The sequence below is a fragment of the Pedobacter sp. 05T44 genome (assembly GCF_056395985.1).
Map to the genome: position 1 here is coordinate 128,336 of NZ_JBFTKO010000010.1, position 19,370 is coordinate 147,705.

The 19,370-nt window shown below is 38.9% G+C and carries 10 protein-coding genes; 3 read left to right on the forward strand and 7 right to left on the reverse strand.

Translation table 11 applies throughout. From position 1 onward, the window contains the following. Positions 1–8 precede the first annotated feature (8 nt). Positions 9–1,367, forward strand: a complete 1,359-nt coding sequence (locus AC1DDK_RS16385; RefSeq protein ID WP_172663003.1) for a Gfo/Idh/MocA family protein — start codon at positions 9–11, stop codon at positions 1,365–1,367. 127 nt (positions 1,368–1,494) lie between these two features. Here AC1DDK_RS16385 and AC1DDK_RS16390 read toward each other — a convergent pair whose 3' ends face one another. The 3 genes from AC1DDK_RS16390 to AC1DDK_RS16400 form a co-directional block, all read right to left on the reverse strand. Beyond that, positions 1,495–3,180 (reverse strand): sodium/sugar symporter, encoded by a 1,686-nt coding sequence (locus tag AC1DDK_RS16390; RefSeq protein ID WP_172663004.1) that lies wholly within the window; start codon positions 3,178–3,180, stop codon positions 1,495–1,497. 114 nt (positions 3,181–3,294) lie between these two features. Then, complete coding sequence (locus AC1DDK_RS16395) at positions 3,295–5,259, reverse strand: c-type cytochrome (RefSeq protein ID WP_172663005.1); 1,965 nt, start codon at positions 5,257–5,259, stop codon at positions 3,295–3,297. 14 nt (positions 5,260–5,273) lie between these two features. Beyond that, positions 5,274–6,710, reverse strand: a complete 1,437-nt coding sequence (locus AC1DDK_RS16400; protein ID WP_288879372.1) for a 3-keto-disaccharide hydrolase — start codon at positions 6,708–6,710, stop codon at positions 5,274–5,276. A 474-nt stretch (positions 6,711–7,184) separates the two neighbouring features. Here AC1DDK_RS16400 and AC1DDK_RS16405 point away from each other — a divergent pair, with 474 nt between their 5' ends. Together AC1DDK_RS16405 and AC1DDK_RS16410 are read left to right on the forward strand one after the other, a co-directional pair. Further along, positions 7,185–9,908, forward strand: coding sequence for a PQQ-dependent sugar dehydrogenase (locus AC1DDK_RS16405; RefSeq protein ID WP_288879373.1), 2,724 nt, complete (start codon positions 7,185–7,187; stop codon positions 9,906–9,908). 345 nt (positions 9,909–10,253) lie between these two features. Beyond that, positions 10,254–13,349, forward strand: coding sequence for a PVC-type heme-binding CxxCH protein (locus tag AC1DDK_RS16410; protein ID WP_288879374.1), 3,096 nt, complete (start codon positions 10,254–10,256; stop codon positions 13,347–13,349). Here AC1DDK_RS16410 and AC1DDK_RS16415 read toward each other — a convergent pair whose 3' ends face one another. The 4 genes from AC1DDK_RS16415 to AC1DDK_RS16430 form a co-directional block, all read right to left on the reverse strand. Continuing rightward, a complete protein-coding gene (locus tag AC1DDK_RS16415; RefSeq protein ID WP_246269708.1) occupies positions 13,350–14,006 on the reverse strand; it encodes a hypothetical protein in 657 nt (218 codons plus the stop codon). A 136-nt stretch (positions 14,007–14,142) separates the two neighbouring features. Beyond that, positions 14,143–16,113: a beta-N-acetylhexosaminidase gene (locus AC1DDK_RS16420; protein ID WP_288879375.1), complete on the reverse strand. Its 1,971-nt coding sequence runs from the start codon at positions 16,111–16,113 to the stop codon at positions 14,143–14,145. Positions 16,114–16,119: 6 nt separating this feature from the next. Next, positions 16,120–17,304 (reverse strand): AGE family epimerase/isomerase, encoded by a 1,185-nt coding sequence (locus tag AC1DDK_RS16425; protein WP_172663011.1) that lies wholly within the window; start codon positions 17,302–17,304, stop codon positions 16,120–16,122. Between the two features lie 11 nt (positions 17,305–17,315). Beyond that, positions 17,316–19,370: a GDSL-type esterase/lipase family protein gene (locus AC1DDK_RS16430; RefSeq protein WP_337716274.1), complete on the reverse strand. Its 2,055-nt coding sequence runs from the start codon at positions 19,368–19,370 to the stop codon at positions 17,316–17,318.

Here is a 19,370-nt window from a genome sequence, read left to right on the forward strand (position 1 = left end):
CATAGATCATGTTAGATTCAAGAAGAAAATTTATTAAGCAATCTGCCATCGCAGCTGCTGGAACCTATTTAGGTACTATGGGTTTAAGTGCAAAAAGTTATGGAAATATTATTGGTGCAAATGACCGAGTAAGAGTTGGTGTGGTTGGCTTTTCTGACCGCTTCAAAAGTTCCCTGTTGCCTAGTTTCCTAAATCACCACAAAGAATTGAATTTTGATATGGTTGCTGTATCTGATTTGTGGAATTACCGTCGCGGTTTAGGTGTTGATCATTTAAAGGAAAAATTTGGGCACAATATAACTGCATGCCGCAATAACGATGAGTTGTATAGTTTAAAAGATATTGACGCAGTTATTATCAGTTCACCAGATTTTGCTCATGCGTCTCATGCAATTGAAGCCGTAAACGCCAAGTGTGATGTGTATTGCGAAAAGCCTTTTGCTGAAACTATGGAAGATGCAAGAGCAACGTTAAAAGCTGTAAAAGCATCGAAACAGATATTGCAGATTGGCTCGCAACGCAGAAGTGGCGCGAACTACAAAGCAGCTTCTCAGTTTATAAAAGATGGTAAGTTTGGTGATATTACAATGGTAGAGCTAAGCTGGAATGTAAACCAGCCCGGACGCTGGCGCAGACCTGACCTTGTAGCTAAACTAAAACAGGAAGATACAGATTGGAAACGTTTCTTATTAAACCGTCCGTTTGAGGAATGGGATCCACGTAAATATTTAGAGTATCGTTTGTTCTGGCCTTTCTCGTCTGGAATGCCTGGTCAATGGATGTCGCACCAGATTGATACGGTGCACTGGTTTACTGATTTGAAACACCCAAGAAGCGTTGTGGCTAATGGTGGTATTTATCAGTGGAAAGATGGTCGCAGAAACTGGGACACTACTACTGCTGTATTTGATTATGGTAAGCCAAATGATCCTGATAATGGATTCCAGGTGGTATTTACTTCAAGAATGCACAACGGCGATGAAAACCCTGCTGAGATCTATTATTCGAATGGAGGAGAAATGAACCTGAATACCAATACTGTATCTCCTAGAGGTGGACTTACTGCAAAAGCAGCTGCTGAAATGAATATGAAAGCTAATTTGCTGCCTGAACTTAAGCTTACTGAGATTGCCGAAAAGGTAGCAGCTTCTGCTAATACTGGTGGTGATAAACTGACTTCAGCTCACATGCGCAATTGGATGGAATGTGTACGCAGCAGAAAAGAAACAAATGCTCCTGTTGAAGCTGGTTACTATCACTCTATTGCAAACATTATGACAAATGCATCAGCAAGAACTGGCCAAAAGGCTACGTTTGATGAAGCAACACAGGAAGTAATGGTTGGTGGTAAAGTGTTTAAATACTAGCACACGCCTCGTCATCTCGACGACAGGAGAGATCTCTCCTATCGTCGAGATGACGGAAATGACAAAAGCAATAAAAAAGGCGCCTTGATAATTCAAGGCGCCTTTTTTATGTAAGTGTTCTTAACTACTACCAGAAAGCAGTATACAATGCAACTAACATTGCTACAATAATTAATGCGCCAACTGCAAAAGATGTAGACACCTTAAACATTTTCGCATCAACTTCTAATCCATTTGTAACAACACCTTTTTTGTTTTCATAGATACTGATGAAATACATTCCGATTACACAGACTGCAAATACAATCAGCATTCTATCCATAAACGGCATTTCAAATACGCCAGCTGAGTTAGCTACAGACCATCCGTAATCATGTAAAGGAGCTAAATCTACCCATCCTGGTAAGAATTTTAAGATTACTGAGGTAATAAAACCACCCACAGTAGCAAATAATGCTGCATTTGAAGTTGTTTTTTTCCAGAAGAAACCTAAGATAAACATGGCAAAAATACCCGGTGATACAAAACCTGTGTATTCCTGAATGTACTGGAATCCTTGTTTTCCTTCGCCCATTAATGCATCTCCTACTATTAGCGACAATACTACAGCAAGTAACATAGAAACGATTACAGTAATTTTACCAACGTTTACCAATCTTCCTTCACCTGCACCAGGATTAAAGGCTTTCTTGTAAATATCTAATGTAAAAATGGTAGCAATACTATTTGCTTTACCAGCTAAAGAAGCAACAATAGCAGCGGTTAATGCAGCAAATGAAAGTCCTTTTAAACCAACAGGCAACAAACCTAACAACGCAGGATATGCCTTATTCGGATCCTGAACACCCGATGAAGTCAATAAACTATCAGGACTAATTGCCGGGATCTTTTCTTTAATAATATAATAAACAGCGATACCAGGTATAACTACAATTACAGGCATCAGCATTTTTAAGAATGCCGCGAATAAAAGACCTGCCCTTGCAACCGGTAAAGAAGCGCCCAGTGCCCTTTGAGTGATGTATTGGTTACATCCCCAATAACTTAAGTTAGCAATCCACATACCTCCTATTAAAACACTTAAACCAGGAAGATCCATATAGTTAGGATTGTCCTTCTTAAAAATCAGGTGGAAATGCTCTGATGCACCGTCAGTTAAAATGGCGAAACCTTTTACAATACCCTGCTGACCAGAAATGATGTTCAATGCAATATAAGAAGCAACTAAACCACCAAGCACTAAGAAAAACACTTGGATAACATCTGTATAACCAATAACTTTCATACCACCTAAAGTGATGATAATAGCAAATACGGCTAACCCAAGGATACAGAAAGTAATTGGAAGATCGGATATACCGCTAATGGCCAGAGCCCCCAGATAAAGGATAGACATTAAGTTTACCACAATGTAAAGCATTAACCAGAATACTGCCATGATCATTGCTACCTTTTCATTGTAGCGCTGACTTAAAAACTGTGGCATGGTAAATATCTTGTTCTTAAGATAAACCGGCATAAAGAATACAGCTACAATAATTAGCGTTGCTGCTGCCATCCACTCATAAGCAGAAATTGCAAGGCCGAGCTTAAATCCTGATCCGCTCATACCTATCATCTGTTCAGCAGATATATTTGAGGCTATAAGAGAAGCACCAATTGCCCACCAAGTTAAAGAGCCTTCTGCAAGAAAATAATCTTTTGAATCGGCGGTTTTGGTTTTCTTCTTATAGTAGATCCAAAATCCATAAGCTGATACGATTATAAAGTATATAAAGAATACAATATAATCGCGGTAGTCTAGTTTATTCATTGTTTATATTGGTTTTTTGAAATGAGGGACTAAAATATAAAATTAATCGGCATTCCCCACAGATATTCAAGGGAAATGCCGATTAAATTAATTGGACAATAGAACTCCAGACATTTATTTGTTCAAAGAGTTGATCCAGTTTGCTATCTTAATACCGTCCTCTTTAGTAACCTGAGGCATTGGTGGCATTTCTGTTGCATAACCCGGCCAGTTTTGAGGCTGAGGATTGTGGATCAATGAAAGAATCTTTTCTGCAGTGTACTTACGTTTTGCAACGTCAGCAAATGCAGGTCCGATTTGTTTTTTTGTAGGATTATGGCAAGCAGTACAAGTATAGCTTGTTAATAAACCTTTAACCTGAGCATAAGTTGGAGCCGAAGTAGTTTTTGCACCACCTTCTACTGCTTTCTGTGCAGCAGTTGTTTTAGCACCAGCCACTGGTTTTTTACCAGTTGCTTTTCCAGGAACAGCATTAGCCACAGGGTCGTTTGCAGAGTTTCTGGTACTTACACCATTCATAGATAATTTCTCTCCGTTTGGAATGCTATTTAAAGTATAGTAAGCAATCGGGTGAATTAAATGATAAGAGTTCTCTTGTGAACGAACACCTTCGACAGTAATGGTATGGATATAATACTGACGAAGATTATCAACAATAAGTCTTGCTTTTAAACCGTCAGCAGATACTTTAACACCTTTAATTTTTAACTTTTCGTTATTAATTGGAGGTGAGCCATAAACCGGATGGTATTTATATAAATAGCTTTGTACATCGTAAGAAGCGATATCTTCTGCAGATTTTAAATCAACTGGTTTAGTAAATTCGATTTCAAAACCATCAGGCATTGCTCTAACAGCTTTCATTTCGAAAGGCATTTTTTCGTTGTAAACTAAACGCTCAAGACCTTCGTTTGCATCACCTGCAGATCCCCAACCACGGTTAGTTTCTCCAACAAATAATGAATTATCAGTACCCCATGCCATTCTTAATACTCCTGAACGGAAACCACTTCTGAACATAAATGAAGCACCTTGCTCTACACCGTTTACCGTTTCGAAGAATACTCTTGAAATGATACTCATACCCTGATCACCTACTAAAATCTGACCTTCGAAAGGACCAAAAGCTCCCTGAGGAATTTTAACAGGCTCTGAAGTAGAGATACCAAGGATACCATAAGGCAACCATACAGATGGTAATCTTAATTCAGGGAAGTCTTTTTTCATTTCCCATAACATTTTGAAGTTTTCGTTCACTCTGTTTTCAGGTTTGATAGCTCTTCCTTGTGCATCTTTATCTCTTCTTTCGTCGATTTTAGATCTGAAGTATTCTTCAGTAAGCTTAACTGGAGAATCAGCTCTTCCAGTCCATCTTAATCCGGCCGGGTGACCTAAGAAATCACCTTTTTCTACTTTCCAGATTGCACCAGAACCGAACCAGTCACCTTGGTTATCTGTATAGTAAAGTTGTCCGTCTATTACGTTTGGACCTGCAGGAGAACGCTGACCAGTTGCCCATGGTTGCATTTTTCCATCTTCAGTAATGTTCATTGTCCAACCGCGCATAGGTACACGGCTTTCGCCACGGTACCACATTTCATCACCAAAAGCTACGTTACCGGTAACAAAGAAAGTACCGTCTTTAGCAATTTTTGGTCCGAAGCTGTACTCATGGTAGTGACCGCTTAATGGCCATGCATAAACAGTTTCATAAACATCAGCCTTACCATCCTGATCTTTATCGATCAATTTGGTTAACTCACCTCTTTGCGCGCAATAAAGTGCACCATCTTTATAAGCAAGACCTAATATTTCGTGTAAACCAGATGCAAACCTGCGGAAGTAAGGGTTTTTGCTTGTAGGATTTTCTACGATGTAAACCTCTCCTCTTCTGGTTGAGATACCAAGATCTCCGTTTGGCAAAGTAACCAATCCACCAACCTCTAAAATTGGTCCTTCGGGTACTTTTACCTTATTTATTTTGAAGAAATCTTCTTCTTTTGGTGTTTCCTGGGCAAACACCGTTGCAAAACTAAAGCTTAAAGCCAGCATTGCCAGCGTCTTAAAAGTGTATTTCATTATATAACCCCTTTTTAGAATAAAATAGAATAATTTAACTTACCACGAACCAGAACAACAAGTTGTTTTCTGCCGTCTACATCCCTGATAACAGGTTTGTCTTTGGTATCGTCAAATTTTAAATAAAAAGACTGTCCGTCTACAAGGTAAAGTCCTTTAGAAACTTCCTCAACACTTGATGCATCTGCTATTAATGCATAAATGTTATCAACCGGTGTTTCAAGAACGATCTCTCTGCTTAATCCCTGGCCTTTTTCAATTGCTTTGATGGCGTCAGTAACTTTAGTACCATAGATGTTATAGTTAAATGTAGGACGTTCCTGAGCATCTAATGTATAACCTTTGGTTTTAAATCCTGTACCCGTAGTATCGGCCAACCATGCTCCCTGAGCATCGGTAAGTTTAGCTAAAGTAGGAACCGGTTTTTTAGTGAAGGCAGTTACACTTCCACGAGGTCTTGATGTACCGTTACCTCTGTCATGCCACATAGGTGTTGCATCAACAAACTCACCGTGCCAAGCCTGAAACAACGCACCGTTGTCTAAGTCGTAGCTAAAGTGAACCTGAGTCGGGCTACCTACAGAAATAGCATGAACTACTTTAGGACCACCATTAGGAACATCAACAAAACTGCGAATATTTGGTGTAGTAGCCACATCTATATAGATAGGGTCTGTATCGTCACCTCTTTGTCTCCCATTTTGCGTTTCTGTAGGCAATTTTGAAGTTTTGATGTTTTTAAAAGCTACAGCACCATGATCTCCTTGCAAACGCAAAGCGCCTAAAGCTTTTTCTTTATCATTTGCGCCTCTTGTTGCACCAAATAATTCTATATTATCGTGTATAAGTACTCCATTCAACTCAATTCTTAAAATTCTTGCATTAGCTGTTTTGTTTCCAGATGCATCAAAACGAGGAGCCTGGAATGCAATTTTAATATGTTGCCACAAGCCAGGTGCTTTACTTACATTTTGGCGTGGTGCATATCCCTGATATCCTTGCTGACCTTCTGGTTTCGAATCGTCCCAACGTTGGTAAATTCCACCGTTGTTAGATGATGTTGGTTTTAGGATACCCCATGAATCTTCTAATTGAATTTCATAAACTCCCTGAAGATAAATCCCTGAATTTGCTCCTTTTGCAAGCAAATAATCCAGTTCAAGAACAATGTCGCCATGTTCACCAATAGTTAAAAGGTCTGATCCGTGGTCTTTCTTGGTAGGTATGTTTACCAGAATCCCAGTACCTTTTGCAACGTTTAATACGTTTACTTCATTTAAATTGGCGGTAACACCACCAGCAAGCGTCCAGGTCTTTCCCGGAGTCTTAAATGAAGAAAGATCTTTCAGATCAATTTCTGACTGATCCGCTAGTTGCTGACCAGACACAAGTGCAGTTCCTAACAACCAGAGAAAAGCGGTTGTTCCAAACCTTAAATAATTAAGCTTCATGTTGTGTTTTTTGGTTAAAAAAAAATTAAATGTATATAATTTCGTGTTTGTTTAAAAGGATTGCAAAATAATGATTTTGTTACAATAAACAATAACCCCTTAAAATCAATAAATAAGCCCTTAAAGTTTTGCTAAAACTATTTATCAACATTTATTAGAAGTTGTAAAAAAAGTACAGTTTTTAGAAAAACGTCATTTTTTATGGGAGATCAGCAAAACAATTTTCTTCCGTGTTTTGTCAGAAAAATAATGGAGTTCTTTAATAGGTGTATTAGTAACACTAACAACCATGTGTAATTCTAACACTAACGTGTGAACAAGGAGTTGTCACATTCTGAATAGATTTGGGCTGAACAAGCCTGTAAAATGTGTTTTCAAAAAAGTTTGGAAATCGATTGCGTAAAATATATTTGTTTTATGAAATATTCATTTATATTTAGTCCTCGAAACAACACACGATAATTATAACTTTTAATGAAAACTTCTTTTGCATTGTTAATTTCTGGTATTGCGATCAGTTTACTGCCGCCATTAACCAGAACAAAAAAACCAGATACTTTGCTGCTAAATGACCTTAAGCAGAGTAAGTTCAAATCAAAATTTAGAATTGATACCCCCGACCAGAACAGGTTTGTTAAAGTAAGCCTGCTTAAGGGGCAACTTACTGAGCCTACTGAATTGGCAGTATTGCCTAACTATGATATTTTAGTGTCGCAGCGCCGTGGTGAAATCATGCTATTTAAGAACAGCACAAAAACACTTAAAGAAGCCGGTAAACTTGAGGTATATTCTAAAACATTAAATACACCTGATGTTAATGCTGAAGAAGGATTATTAGGTATAGCACTTGACCCTAACTTTGCAAAGAACCAATACGTGTATGCTTTTTATAGTCCGGTAAAGCCTTCGGTGAACAGGTTATCGCGCTTTAAACTGGTAAACGATAAAATAAGCACCGCTTCTGAAAAGATTATCCTTGAGTTTTACTCGCAACGCGAAATCTGCTGCCATACTGGCGGATCCATTGCTTTTGGACCTGGTGGCTTACTATATGTATCAACAGGTGATAACTCCACTCCTTTTGATGCGCCAAAATCTAAATACGTAAACAACGGTTATGCGCCGCTAGACAACCGTCAGGGTTTTCAGCAGTATGATGCCAGAAGATCTGCAGGTAACACCAATGATTTAAGAGGTAAAGTACTTAGAATTAAAATTAAAGAGGATGGTACTTACGATATCCCTGATGGTAACTTGTTCCCTAAAGGTCAGGAAAAAACCAAACCTGAGATCTTCGTAATGGGAAACAGAAATCCTTATAGAATATCGGTAGATCAGAAAACAGGCTTTTTATATTGGGGCGAGGTTGGACCTGATGCCTCTAATGATGACGCTTTAAGAGGGCCTAGAGGCTATGATGAGGTAAACCAGGCTCGTAAAGCAGGGTTCTTTGGATGGCCTTTATTTATAGGTAATAACTATCCTTATAAAGCTTATGATTATACAGACGGTAAAAACGGAGAAGCATTTGACCCTAAAGCTGGTTTAAATAATTCACCAAATAATACTGGTTTATCTACCCTTCCTCCTGCTCAACCGGCTTTTATATGGTATCCTTACGGAGAATCTAAAGAGTTCCCTCAGGTTGGTGCCGGTGGCCGTACAGCAATGGCTGGTCCGGTTTATTATTCAAGACCAGGTGCCTCGCCATATCCTTCTTATTATGATGGTAAATTGATTATCTATGAATGGATCCGTGGATGGGTAAAAGCTGTTACTATGTCGCCAGAAGGAGATTATTTAAGCATGGAGCCAATGTTAGGTGAAATTTCTTTAGCTGCTCCTATTGATATGGAACTTGGCCCTGATAATAAATTATATATTCTTGAATATGGTAAAGGATGGTTTACAAAAAATCCTGACGCTGGTATTGTAAGAATTGATTATATGGCAGGTAACAGACCTCCTATTGTAAAGAATCTTGAAATTGAGAAAACGAGCGGTTTATTACCATATAAGCTTGTAGCAAAGGTAGATGCAACGGATCCTGATGGTGATGCGCTAACTTATGTTTGGAACTTAGGAAAGGGTATTAAAAAAACTACTACCTCTCCAGAACTACAATATACATTTGCAAAAGCAGGTGAATATGCAATTAGCGTTCAGGTAATTGATAAAGATAAAGCGTCTTCAAAAAGTAACACTGTAATAGTATATGCAGGGAACGAAGAACCTAAAGTTGATATCACTTTAACCGGAAACAAGAGCTTTTATTTCCCGGGTAAACCAATCAATTATCAGGTATCGGTTTCGGACAAAGGCGCGGCTGTAAATAAAAGCAGAATCTATGTATCAAATACTTATACTGAAGGATTGGATATGGCTGGAGCTAAATTAGGCCATCAGCAGGCTGCACAGTCGCTTCTTGGTAAGGCAATAATGCTAAAAGCAGATTGCAGTACCTGCCATAAAATCTCTACAAAATCAATTGGCCCGGCATTTACTGCGGTGTCTTCTAAATATCAGACAAAAACCAAAGCGGCAGATTACCTTACTTCTAAAGTAATTAATGGTAGTAAAGGTGTTTGGGGCGAAGTTCCAATGCCTGCCCACCCTACCATGAAGGCTTCTGATGTTAAGGAAATTGCAGAATGGATTTTGACTTTAAGCGCTAAGTCGACAACTGGTCCTTCTTTACCTGCAACAGGTAAGATCGTTCCTCCGACAGAAACCAATAAAGATAAATCTGTTTTAAATCTTAAAGCGACTTACTCTGATTTAGGTGCTGCCGGTTTGAAACCTTTAGCGAATACTAAAGTGATTAATTTAAGAAGCAATGTTATATATGCTAATGATATTAAGGATATATCAGATTTCGGACGCAAAGATGCTGATGGAGTTCAATCGTTGATATTCCCTGAAAAAACTGGCTGGGTTAAGTTAAAAGGTATCGACTTGACTAATGTTGCCGCGTTTAATTTTGGATTGGCTAACGCAGATGCTGATTACAGTGTTGAGATCAGATTGGGCGGTAAAGATGGTGAAGTAATTGGAAAACAAGGCTCTGCTTCGACAGGTGTATCTATAAGCCCTGTAACAGATGGTAAATTCCATGATGTTTATATAGTGGTTAAGGCTGCTCGTGAAGATGTAAAAGACAGACCTCTTTTAAAATCGATAACCGTGAAGCCTATTTAAAGCGATAATTTTTAAAGCGATCTTCATCTCGAACGAAGAGAGAGATCTCTTGATCAAATAGCTGCAAAGCAAATTGGAATAACCAAGAGATCTCTCCTAGCATCGAGATGACGTTGCAAAGAAAAAAAGGCTGTATCATAATATGATACAGCCTTTTTTTCTTTAGTATTCATTTCTTACCTACCTCTATTATTAAAATCTTCACTATTCTGCTATCTAAATAAAATTAAAGCAATCGATTGCTTTATTAGATCTTTTTTATAAATTCGCTTACCAAATATGCTGCGATCTATCTAAATAAGTTAATTCATATTTGAAAAATAAATCGCTTTAAACCGTAAAAGAATGGCCATTAATTTTACCAGAACCTCACTGTTCGCTACCAAGATTATTTTTGTTCTATTTCAACCTGTATTGCTTTTAAAAACATGTACTCCTGCTGTTAGTGAGCAGAGATCAGGATTAAAGGTGCAAATTGATTCTCCTTTAACAGAATCAGCAAAACACCTGCCCGGCAATAGTCTGGCCGGACTGCGTACATTTCCAGGCTTGCATGTTCAAACCATGGCAACTGAGCCTACATTAATAAACCCAACTAATATTGATGTAGATGAAAAAGGTCGGGTTTGGGTTACTGAAGCCTATAATTACAGGTTTGAGATCAACAATAATAAGCCCAAACCAGAAGGCGACAGGATCTTAATATTAGAGGATAAGGATGGCGACGGGCATCTGGAAACAAGCAAAACTTTTTATCAGGGTGCTGAAATTAATGCACCATTAGGTATATGTGTACTGGGGAACAGGGTTATTGTTTCGCAAAGCCCTTATGTGTGGGTTTTTTATGATGATGATGGTGATGATAAGGCAGATCGCAAAGAAATCCTGTTTCAGGGAATTGGCGGCGAGCAGCATGATCATGGCATCCATACTTTTACTTTTGGTCCGGATGGAAAGCTATATTTCAATTTTGGAAATATGGGGCAAACGCTAAAGGATAAAAACAACAAGACAGTGCTTGACCAGGATGGTGACGAAATTGGTCCTAAAAAATATAAAGAAGGCATGGTATTTAGATGCGACCCGGATGGATCTAACGTGGAGGTTATTGGACACAATTTTAGAAATCCTTTTGAGGTTGCAGTTGATAGTTACGGCACGGTGTGGCAAAGTGATAATGACGATGATGGCAATAAAGGTGTTCGGATAAACTATGTAATGGAGCATGGTAATTTTGGTTTTAAGGATGAAATGACGGGCGCATATTGGCCTTCAGAACGTATTAATATGGAAGACTCTATTCCGCTACGTCACTGGCACTTAAATGACCCAGGTGTGGTTCCAAACCTTTTGCAAACAGGCTCAGGATCTCCTACTGGAATACTAATTTACGAAGGTTCATTATTACCAACTCAGTTTCATAACCAAATGATTCATTCGGAACCCGGACATAATGTTGTAAGATCATATCCCGTAAAGAAAAACGGAGCTGGTTATTCAGCAGAGATCATTAATATATTAAGTAATGACAAAGATCAGTGGTTTAGGCCCGCAGATGTTTGTATCGCTCCTGATGGCTCATTAATAGTTGCCGACTGGTATGATCCTGGAGTTGGCGGCCACAGAGTTGGTGACCTTGAACGCGGACGCATTTATAGGGTTGCTCCTTCGGCCCTGGCATCAAAGTATGTTGTTCCTAAATTTAATTTCGACACGCCTAAAGGCGCCATTGAGGCGTTACAGAATCCGAATTTAGCAGTCCGCAGACATGCTTATCTGGCCTTGGTTGCAATGGATAGAAAAGCCATCCCGGCACTAAATAAATTATGGCACTCAACAGCCAATCAGCGGATGAGGGCCAGGGCATTATGGATTTTATCTAAATCATCTGATTCAAAGAAATATTTAGACGAGGCCATTAATGATAAAAACCCAGACATCCGTATTACTGCTTTAAGAGCCGTTAGACAAACGAAATTAAATCCAATTGATTATGTAAGGCAATTGGTCAATGAAACCAATGCGGAGGTTTTAAGGGAGTGTGCGATAACCCTTAGACATAACAAGGCAGCCGAAGCAGCTGAACTATGGGCTAAGCTGGCAACGAAACACAACGGAACGGATAGGTGGTATCTGGAAGCCTTAGGTATTGGTGCAGATAAGCAATGGGATACTTATTTAGCAGCATATTTAAAAGAAACAAAAGATCCATTATCGAGCGCAGGAGGAAAAGATATCATCTGGCGATCGAGAACGGCATTAGCCCTACCCTTTCTTGAAAAATTAGCTTCCGATCAAAGTACCCCTTTAGATAAAAGACTCAGGTATTTCCGTGCGTTTGACTTTATTGCTGCACCTGAAAAAACTAAGACTTTACTGTCGATGCTTGATAAAAACACCAATCTGCCAACGTCTTCCATTATACTTAGCTTAATGGATGCTAAAGAGGTAGCAAATTCCCCTTCATCATTAAATGCCTTAAAGAAATTACTCGATTCAAAATCGGGAACCTCAGAATATGTTAATTTGATAGCGAGATATCAAATTAAAACGGAAGGTGCTAAATTATTAGAGATGGTAATTGCCAATGGAAATAATTCTGTTGGTGTTGATGCGGCAAGACTTTTAATTGAATTTAAAGATACTGAGCGTATTAAAGATGTAATTAGAAATAAAGACGTTAATAAAATCACACCTATTTTTGAAGCACTTGGTGCTGTTGGGAATAAAGAATCTATAGCTATACTTTCTGGTGCGGTAGCAAGCACATCTAATGATAAATCGATGCGCCAAAAAGCTGTTGAAATGTTGGGCAAAAGCCGGATTGGAGAAACTAAAGTCTTGGAAATGCTAAAAACAAAGGCATTGCCTGCAGATTTAATTCCGTTTGCGGTAAAAGGTGTAAGTGGATCTGGTGTTAAAGGATTGTATGACGAAGCAAAAACCTATTTACCGGGTTCTAATGCTGATGAAGCAAAAAAAGGAACAATGGTTAGTTTTAATGAGATCATTGCTTTTAAAGGAAATGCATTAAAGGGAAAAGCTGTTTTTAACAAAGCGTGTTTCATATGTCACAAAGCGAATGGACAAGGATTAGATTTTGGGCCAAACTTGTCTGAAATTGGCGCTAAGCTACCAAAAGAGGGTCTTTTTGATGCTATTGTAAGGCCATCTGCAGGTGTGAGTTTTGGTTATGAAACTTCTCAACTGGACATGAAAGATGGTTCTAGTCTTGTTGGTATTGTATCTAGCAGAACCGAATCTGATATTCAATTGAAGTACCCTGGTGGAGCTAGTCAGAAATTAAAATCAGCTAATGTGAGTTCCATAAAAGAGGTTCCAGGTTCAATGATGCCCGATGGACTGCATGAAAGCATGACAAAACAAGAATTCTCTGATTTGCTTGAATATCTTTCGACGTTAAAGAAAAAAGAGCAATAGCTATTCTTTGGACTTTTTACCGCCAACATTTATAACAGCGCCAATGGTAAATATCGAATTACCGGCGCTCATAAACTTACGGCTGTTGAGTCCAAAGTTACCGCTTGATGTATACTGCAATTGTACGGCATCACTCAAACGCATTCTGGTAAAGAAAATTGGCTCTAAAAAAGTATTGCCTTCTCTGACCTGGCCTATTGAATTGCGCATAAATGTTTTCATTTGTACACTGCTGATACGTAATGCTGTTCCGTAATTTATAGGAAAATCGGTACCGAATAAGCGCAGATTATTGCTTTTCTTAGAACTGTAATTTACCTGTATAAATGTTTTGTTGTAGGTGATTTCTTCGAGATCAGTATTTGTTAATATGTCATTATCATCAAATGTTCTGAAAGCTCTGTTTGTTTTTCCACCACCATAACCGGCATATATTTCTAGAATCCTGTTATTTTCGGGGCCAAAGGTGTTAAAATATCCACCACCAACTTCTACTAATTTGTGTTTAAAATCTTTGCTGTGCTTTTCACTGTTCATATATGCCCCGCTAAATAGTACACCAAAATGATCTGAAACTGCATACGCACCATTTAAACTTGCATTGCCTCGAAAAGAGATGTGACCGCCACCGCTAAACTCTCCTTTTTGGCTTAACATTGGTGTATTGGGCACATTTGGCATATAAACAGAAGAACAAGAACTAAAAAAAATCAGGGATAGATATAATAGAAGTTTGTAGTTTTTAATCATACAGAGAATCACCTTTTATGTAATACTGCTGAGACTATCAAATTTAAAGCCAAGGTACAACTGTAAACATCCATTTTTCCGGATTTTGCCAATCTTTCCCTTTAAAAGAGCCTACAGGTAATTTAACTAGGATGGTATTCCAGCCTTTTTTTAAATGAACTTTTGTTGGTTCGCGGTATTCATATCCTTCATCGATAAGAGGCAATTCCAGATTGCCTTTTGCTCCTGCCTGCTTCCATTGTGGTGGTGGAATGAGTTTACCATTTACCAATACCTGGCTTTTTCTGTTGTCCCAGGTTCCCTCATTGGGTGAGTCTGACGCGTAAGACCTGGAGATGTTGTTAAAACCAATCCAGAAGTTCTGTAATTGATCTTTATCACTCCAAATTTTAGTGGTAGCATACCAGGTAGTGTTTTCTTCGGGCTTCTCTAGAAGTCCTTTCACTAGAGGACCCCACCAGTGCCTTAGAATAAAAGTACCACCAAAAGCAGTTAATGCTGCTTTGCTGGTATCAATATCATTTGTCTCTTCAGGATAGAATTGTTTGGTAAGATCACCCTGATTACTGAAAGGCCCGTAGAATTTCCATTTCAAATGTGCCTGTGGTTGATATGGAAACGGCATTTTTGAGAAGTAGCGATTTTTATGCTTTATTAAACGATGCTCAAATTCTTTGAATACATTAACTTCTTTGGAACCATCTAAACCTACATAGGTTAACCAATCTGGCTGTCCGCCCCCACGCCAACTCCTTTCGGCAAAAGCCAGCACCGCAGGATATACGGATGTTTGCATAAATACATCTTCGGGTTTGTTTACCCGTCGGTCTGGCCATACGCAAAGGGTGCCACCCAAAGCTGCATCATTCCCTTTGTCCAGATTGGCAATTTTCCCCTTAAATATAGACACCACACTTTCCAGAGGATCCATGTGATTAATGTATAAATGGCGCGAGTCTATATATTTTACCTTAGGATTGGCGCTAACCTTTGTAGCGTCTTCTATCCATAACTGCCTGATGGTGCTTTCTGTAAACTCACCCCCCGGCTCCCAGCCTATTACCTTTTTTCCCTGTTTTTCAACTAAGGAAATCACTTCTGGCAGAAAATTTTTATTGGTGATCTTTACTTCATCTGCTCCGATGTGCAGGTAGGGAACATCAAAAGTATCGCAAAATTCCTTTAAGATGTTCTTTACAATAACCAGCCCGCTATCGCTTTGCATATCTGTTTTCATGGCTCTTTTAAATGCCGCGCTGTGCCCCGGCATATCTATTTCGGGAACTACTGTAATATGACGCGCTTTGCAGTAACTAATCAATTCCTTAAGGTCTTTTTGAGTATAGAACTTGCCTTTATTGCGAAGCATGGTTTCGGGAGCAGTTAGCTGTGGATATAGCTTGCTTTCTAACCTCCATGCAATATCTTCTGTAAAATGAAAATGAAATATATTGAGCTTATATGCTGCAATAACATCAATTTGCTGCTTAAGCAAATCCATAGGTTGATAATTCCTGCCTGCATCAATCATATAGCCCCGCCACGAAAAAGAAGGCCAGTCTGTAATGTTGCATGCCTTTACATTTTTGCCACTATCAATTAGCTGCTTTAATGTTTGCAGGCCATAAAATAAACCTGCCTTACCTGCGCCGGTGATTGTTATTGCACTGGCAGTGATGTTGAGTTTATATGCTTCTTCTGAGCTAGAATCTAGTGTGCTAACCTTTCCCAATTCCAAAACAATACTGGGTTTATTTGGGGCAGCACTTTTTTTAATTGGAATTATCAGGCCAAGTTCCTTCAGTTGCCGCTGTAATAGCTCTGCTTCTTTTTGTAAAGAAGCACTTTCAACAACTATTCCTTTATAATTTTTAAGTGCAATCCACTCCTTTTTCCATTCAATTTGCTGAGGCATTGGAATTAATGCTGGCTTCTCATTTAAAGGTTTTTCAGCTGTTTGTGCAACTGCATTGATGTTTAAAGCCAGCAAAAATATTAGCAATGTTTTAATCATATTGGTTTATGATTTTAAGTGTTCGTTTAATAAAGATAGACAATACCATTCCTGTCTGGGTAAATGAAATGGGCCTTTAAATAAGTTTCCTTTAGCTGTTTGGGCTAAGCTACCATCGCGGTGTAAATACCCAAACCATTCGCCATTTTTAGGATCATGGAAATGCTGATAGGCATAATCGTTAACCATTTTATGCCATTTTGCATATTTCTCATCGCCGGTTATGGTATATGCCAGCAATGTAGCAATGATCACTTCATTATGAGGCCACCAAAATTTCATGTCCTGCCAGTATTCCTGAACAGGTTTGTTGTATACATCCCTGAAATATAAAATGCCCCCGTGCTCCTTATCCCATCCACGTTCCCACATATAATCGAGCATTTTACAACCTAGCTTTATTAAATGCGGATCGTTATTTCTGTATTTAGCCTCGTGTAGTATGAACCATGCGCCTTCAATTGCGTGACCTGGATTTAAGGTTCTTCCATCAATATGATCAACTATGCTACCGTCAGGCGCTACCTGTTCCATAACGCACTGAATATCATCTTTAACAAAAAAGGTTTCAATTTCTTTGATCCATATATCGATCCACTCATTACAGCGCGGATCTCCAATAGTTTCGCGTAATTGCTGCGCAGTGTTCATCATAATCATTGGAACACCAATTCCTTTTGTTGGTCTTGTGCCGGCAAACTTTGCAGGCAATAAACCTGGTGTAGTTGAATACTCAATGCATTTACCAAATAAATACCTGGCTTTGGCCGCAGCAGCTTCATCGCCGCTAGCTTTAGCATAGGCTGCATTGGCAATTACCGCAAAGGTTTCGGAAAAATAATAACGGCGTTTACGAATAGGCTGCCCATCGCGCGTTACATGAAAAAACATTTGCCCATCGGTATCAAAACAATGATTATTTAAAAAATCTATCCCTGATTTAGCCCCATCTAACCATTCCTGTTTTTGTTCTACTGTATTGTATAAGGTTGAAAGTAACCAGGCTGCCCTACCCTGTATCCAAACGGCTTTATCATCATCAATCAAGCTACCATCCTGATCGCGCATTAACAGATAACCACCGTATTCGGTATCTATAGATCTGGGAAACCAGAAGGGAACCGTATCGTTTAATAACTGATTATGATAGAATGTTTTAAGGTTCTGTAAATCTTGTACAGTATAACTCATTTTGAAATATTTTAATTTAATGGAATTGAAAAAGTTGAAGCCGGCAAACCTGCCTCATTAACCAGGTTGGCCCGGGTGAAGGGCTCCCATGCATATAGCACTTCTTTTATGGTTTCACCGTGTGGAATCTTTAAAATCACCTTATTATTAATTATAGTGGCTTTTGCAGTAATGCGATATCCTTTTAGGTTTGTGAATTGAAAACCGATTAAGGGTTCTCCGTTTCGCGTAGAGAGTTTTTTAGCTTCTGTAAATGAAAGTATGATATTGTTCTTTTCTTGTTTATGGTTTGATATGCCAGGGCCATTAGCAGTTATAGGCTTGTGATAAGTGTTTTTAAGGGCTAAAAGTGCTAGTCGTTGCCCAACTTCCATTTTCATATTTGGATGAACATCTAAAGAATCGCCAACATCGGAACTTACAGCCATACCACTATTAGGTATGTCCTTTAATAACTTACGCTGAGCATCTCTGAAATAAGGCCATGACGGGCGATCTATACTTGAAAGTTGCACGTAATAAAAGGGAAAATCGTAGCCCCACTTTTTGCGCCAGCTATGCACTAATACAGGAAATGTATGTTTATATAAATCTACATTTTGGGCATTGCTTTCTCCCTGATACCATATTACACCCTTTATAGGGAATTGAGTTAACTTGGCTATACCTGCTTCGTAGTTATATACAGGTTCGTATGGATGACGCTGTTTAGGATTTGATGCTTCTTTAAGATTAACATCGGCACGACCTCTGGCCCACTCCTGTATAAAATCAGATTTTCGCCAGTCTGTAAGCACATCAACAAGTTGCTCATCGTGTTCCATAGTGTACCTGTCGATCCAGGATTCTATAGTTGAACCACCAACGGCAAGTTGTATTAAACCAATGGGCACGCCTGATTCTTCTGCTACTTTTTTACCGAAATAGTATCCTACTGCAGAAAAGTCTGCAGCTGTTTCTGAAGTGGTTGGCGTCCAGCTTCCTGAAAAGTATTTAAGTGCATTAACTTGCTTCAGCGTTTTGGCATTCCATGGGGCATCATTTGTTTCCACGTACTGATTGAACTTAAATAACCTTACCTTATTTGCTTTAATTTGAGCTAGTTCTACTTTCCCTGTTTTAGCCGCGCTTAAGGTAAATGACATATTCGACTGCCCTGAACATAGCCAAACATCGCCAATAAGAATGTCTGTTAAAGAAATGGTTTTATTGCCTGATTGCACACTTAACTCATATGGTCCGCCATGTGACATTTCGGTAAACTGAACCCTCCATTTGCCATAATTATCAGCAACTGCGGTAAGCTGTTTATGATTAAACAAAACTTTTATCTGTTCACTGCTATTTGCTGTACCATATATACTTATTGGTTTATTGCGCTGAAGCACCATATGATTCGTAAAGATCTCCGGAAGTTCAAGTCCGCCATAATTGCCGGTAAGGTTTCCGTAAACAGTTTTTGCGATGATGGCTGCTCCTTCCTTATCGGGATGCAGATTATCGGCAAACAAATCGGGTCTGTTATATAAAGCCGATGTTAGGTCAATTAAGCCAGTATTGTTAGCCTTAGCTATTTCAATAATTTGTTCCTGAATTTGCCAATACCAATCGCGTGTACCAGATTTAAACCTTGGATGGCCGTTAAATATGGGTGTAAGTTTGCATATAAATAGCTTTACATTGGGATTTTGTTTTTTAAGTGTATCCAATAGCCATGAATAGTCTGATTTGAAATCGCCTTTAAATTCAGGCCAATCTCTGGGATCAGTATCGTTTAAACCAAGGTGTACAATTGCAATATCAGGCTTAAACAAGACAGCATCCTGAAACTGTTTTGTTTTATAATAAGGCCTGTGTCCCTTTTTTAAAAGTGTAGCTCCGCTTAGGCCAAAGTTTTTAACCCCATATTTTTGCCCAAGTAAATCCTGTAATACCGAAGGGTAAGATTCTTTTGCAGGATTTTTGAGACCGGCGCCAAAAGTTACTGAATTACCAATACAGGCTACCCGTACCTCCTGACTGTACGAGGTTAATCCAAGTGACCATAGCAGTACAAATAGCGACAT

Coding starts and splice junctions, on each gene's coding strand:
- AC1DDK_RS16430 (WP_337716274.1), bottom strand. CDS start 19,370: ATGTCGCTATTTGTACTGCTATGGTCACTTGGATTAACCTCGTACAGT.
- AC1DDK_RS16420 (WP_288879375.1), bottom strand. CDS start 16,113: ATGATTAAAACATTGCTAATATTTTTGCTGGCTTTAAACATCAATGCA.
- AC1DDK_RS16395 (WP_172663005.1), bottom strand. CDS start 5,259: ATGAAATACACTTTTAAGACGCTGGCAATGCTGGCTTTAAGCTTTAGT.
- AC1DDK_RS16405 (WP_288879373.1), top strand. CDS start 7,185: ATGAAAACTTCTTTTGCATTGTTAATTTCTGGTATTGCGATCAGTTTA.
- AC1DDK_RS16415 (WP_246269708.1), bottom strand. CDS start 14,006: ATGTTAAGCCAAAAAGGAGAGTTTAGCGGTGGCGGTCACATCTCTTTT.
- AC1DDK_RS16410 (WP_288879374.1), top strand. CDS start 10,254: ATGGCCATTAATTTTACCAGAACCTCACTGTTCGCTACCAAGATTATT.
- AC1DDK_RS16400 (WP_288879372.1), bottom strand. CDS start 6,710: ATGAAGCTTAATTATTTAAGGTTTGGAACAACCGCTTTTCTCTGGTTG.
- AC1DDK_RS16425 (WP_172663011.1), bottom strand. CDS start 17,304: ATGAGTTATACTGTACAAGATTTACAGAACCTTAAAACATTCTATCAT.
- AC1DDK_RS16385 (WP_172663003.1), top strand. CDS start 9: ATGTTAGATTCAAGAAGAAAATTTATTAAGCAATCTGCCATCGCAGCT.
- AC1DDK_RS16390 (WP_172663004.1), bottom strand. CDS start 3,180: ATGAATAAACTAGACTACCGCGATTATATTGTATTCTTTATATACTTT.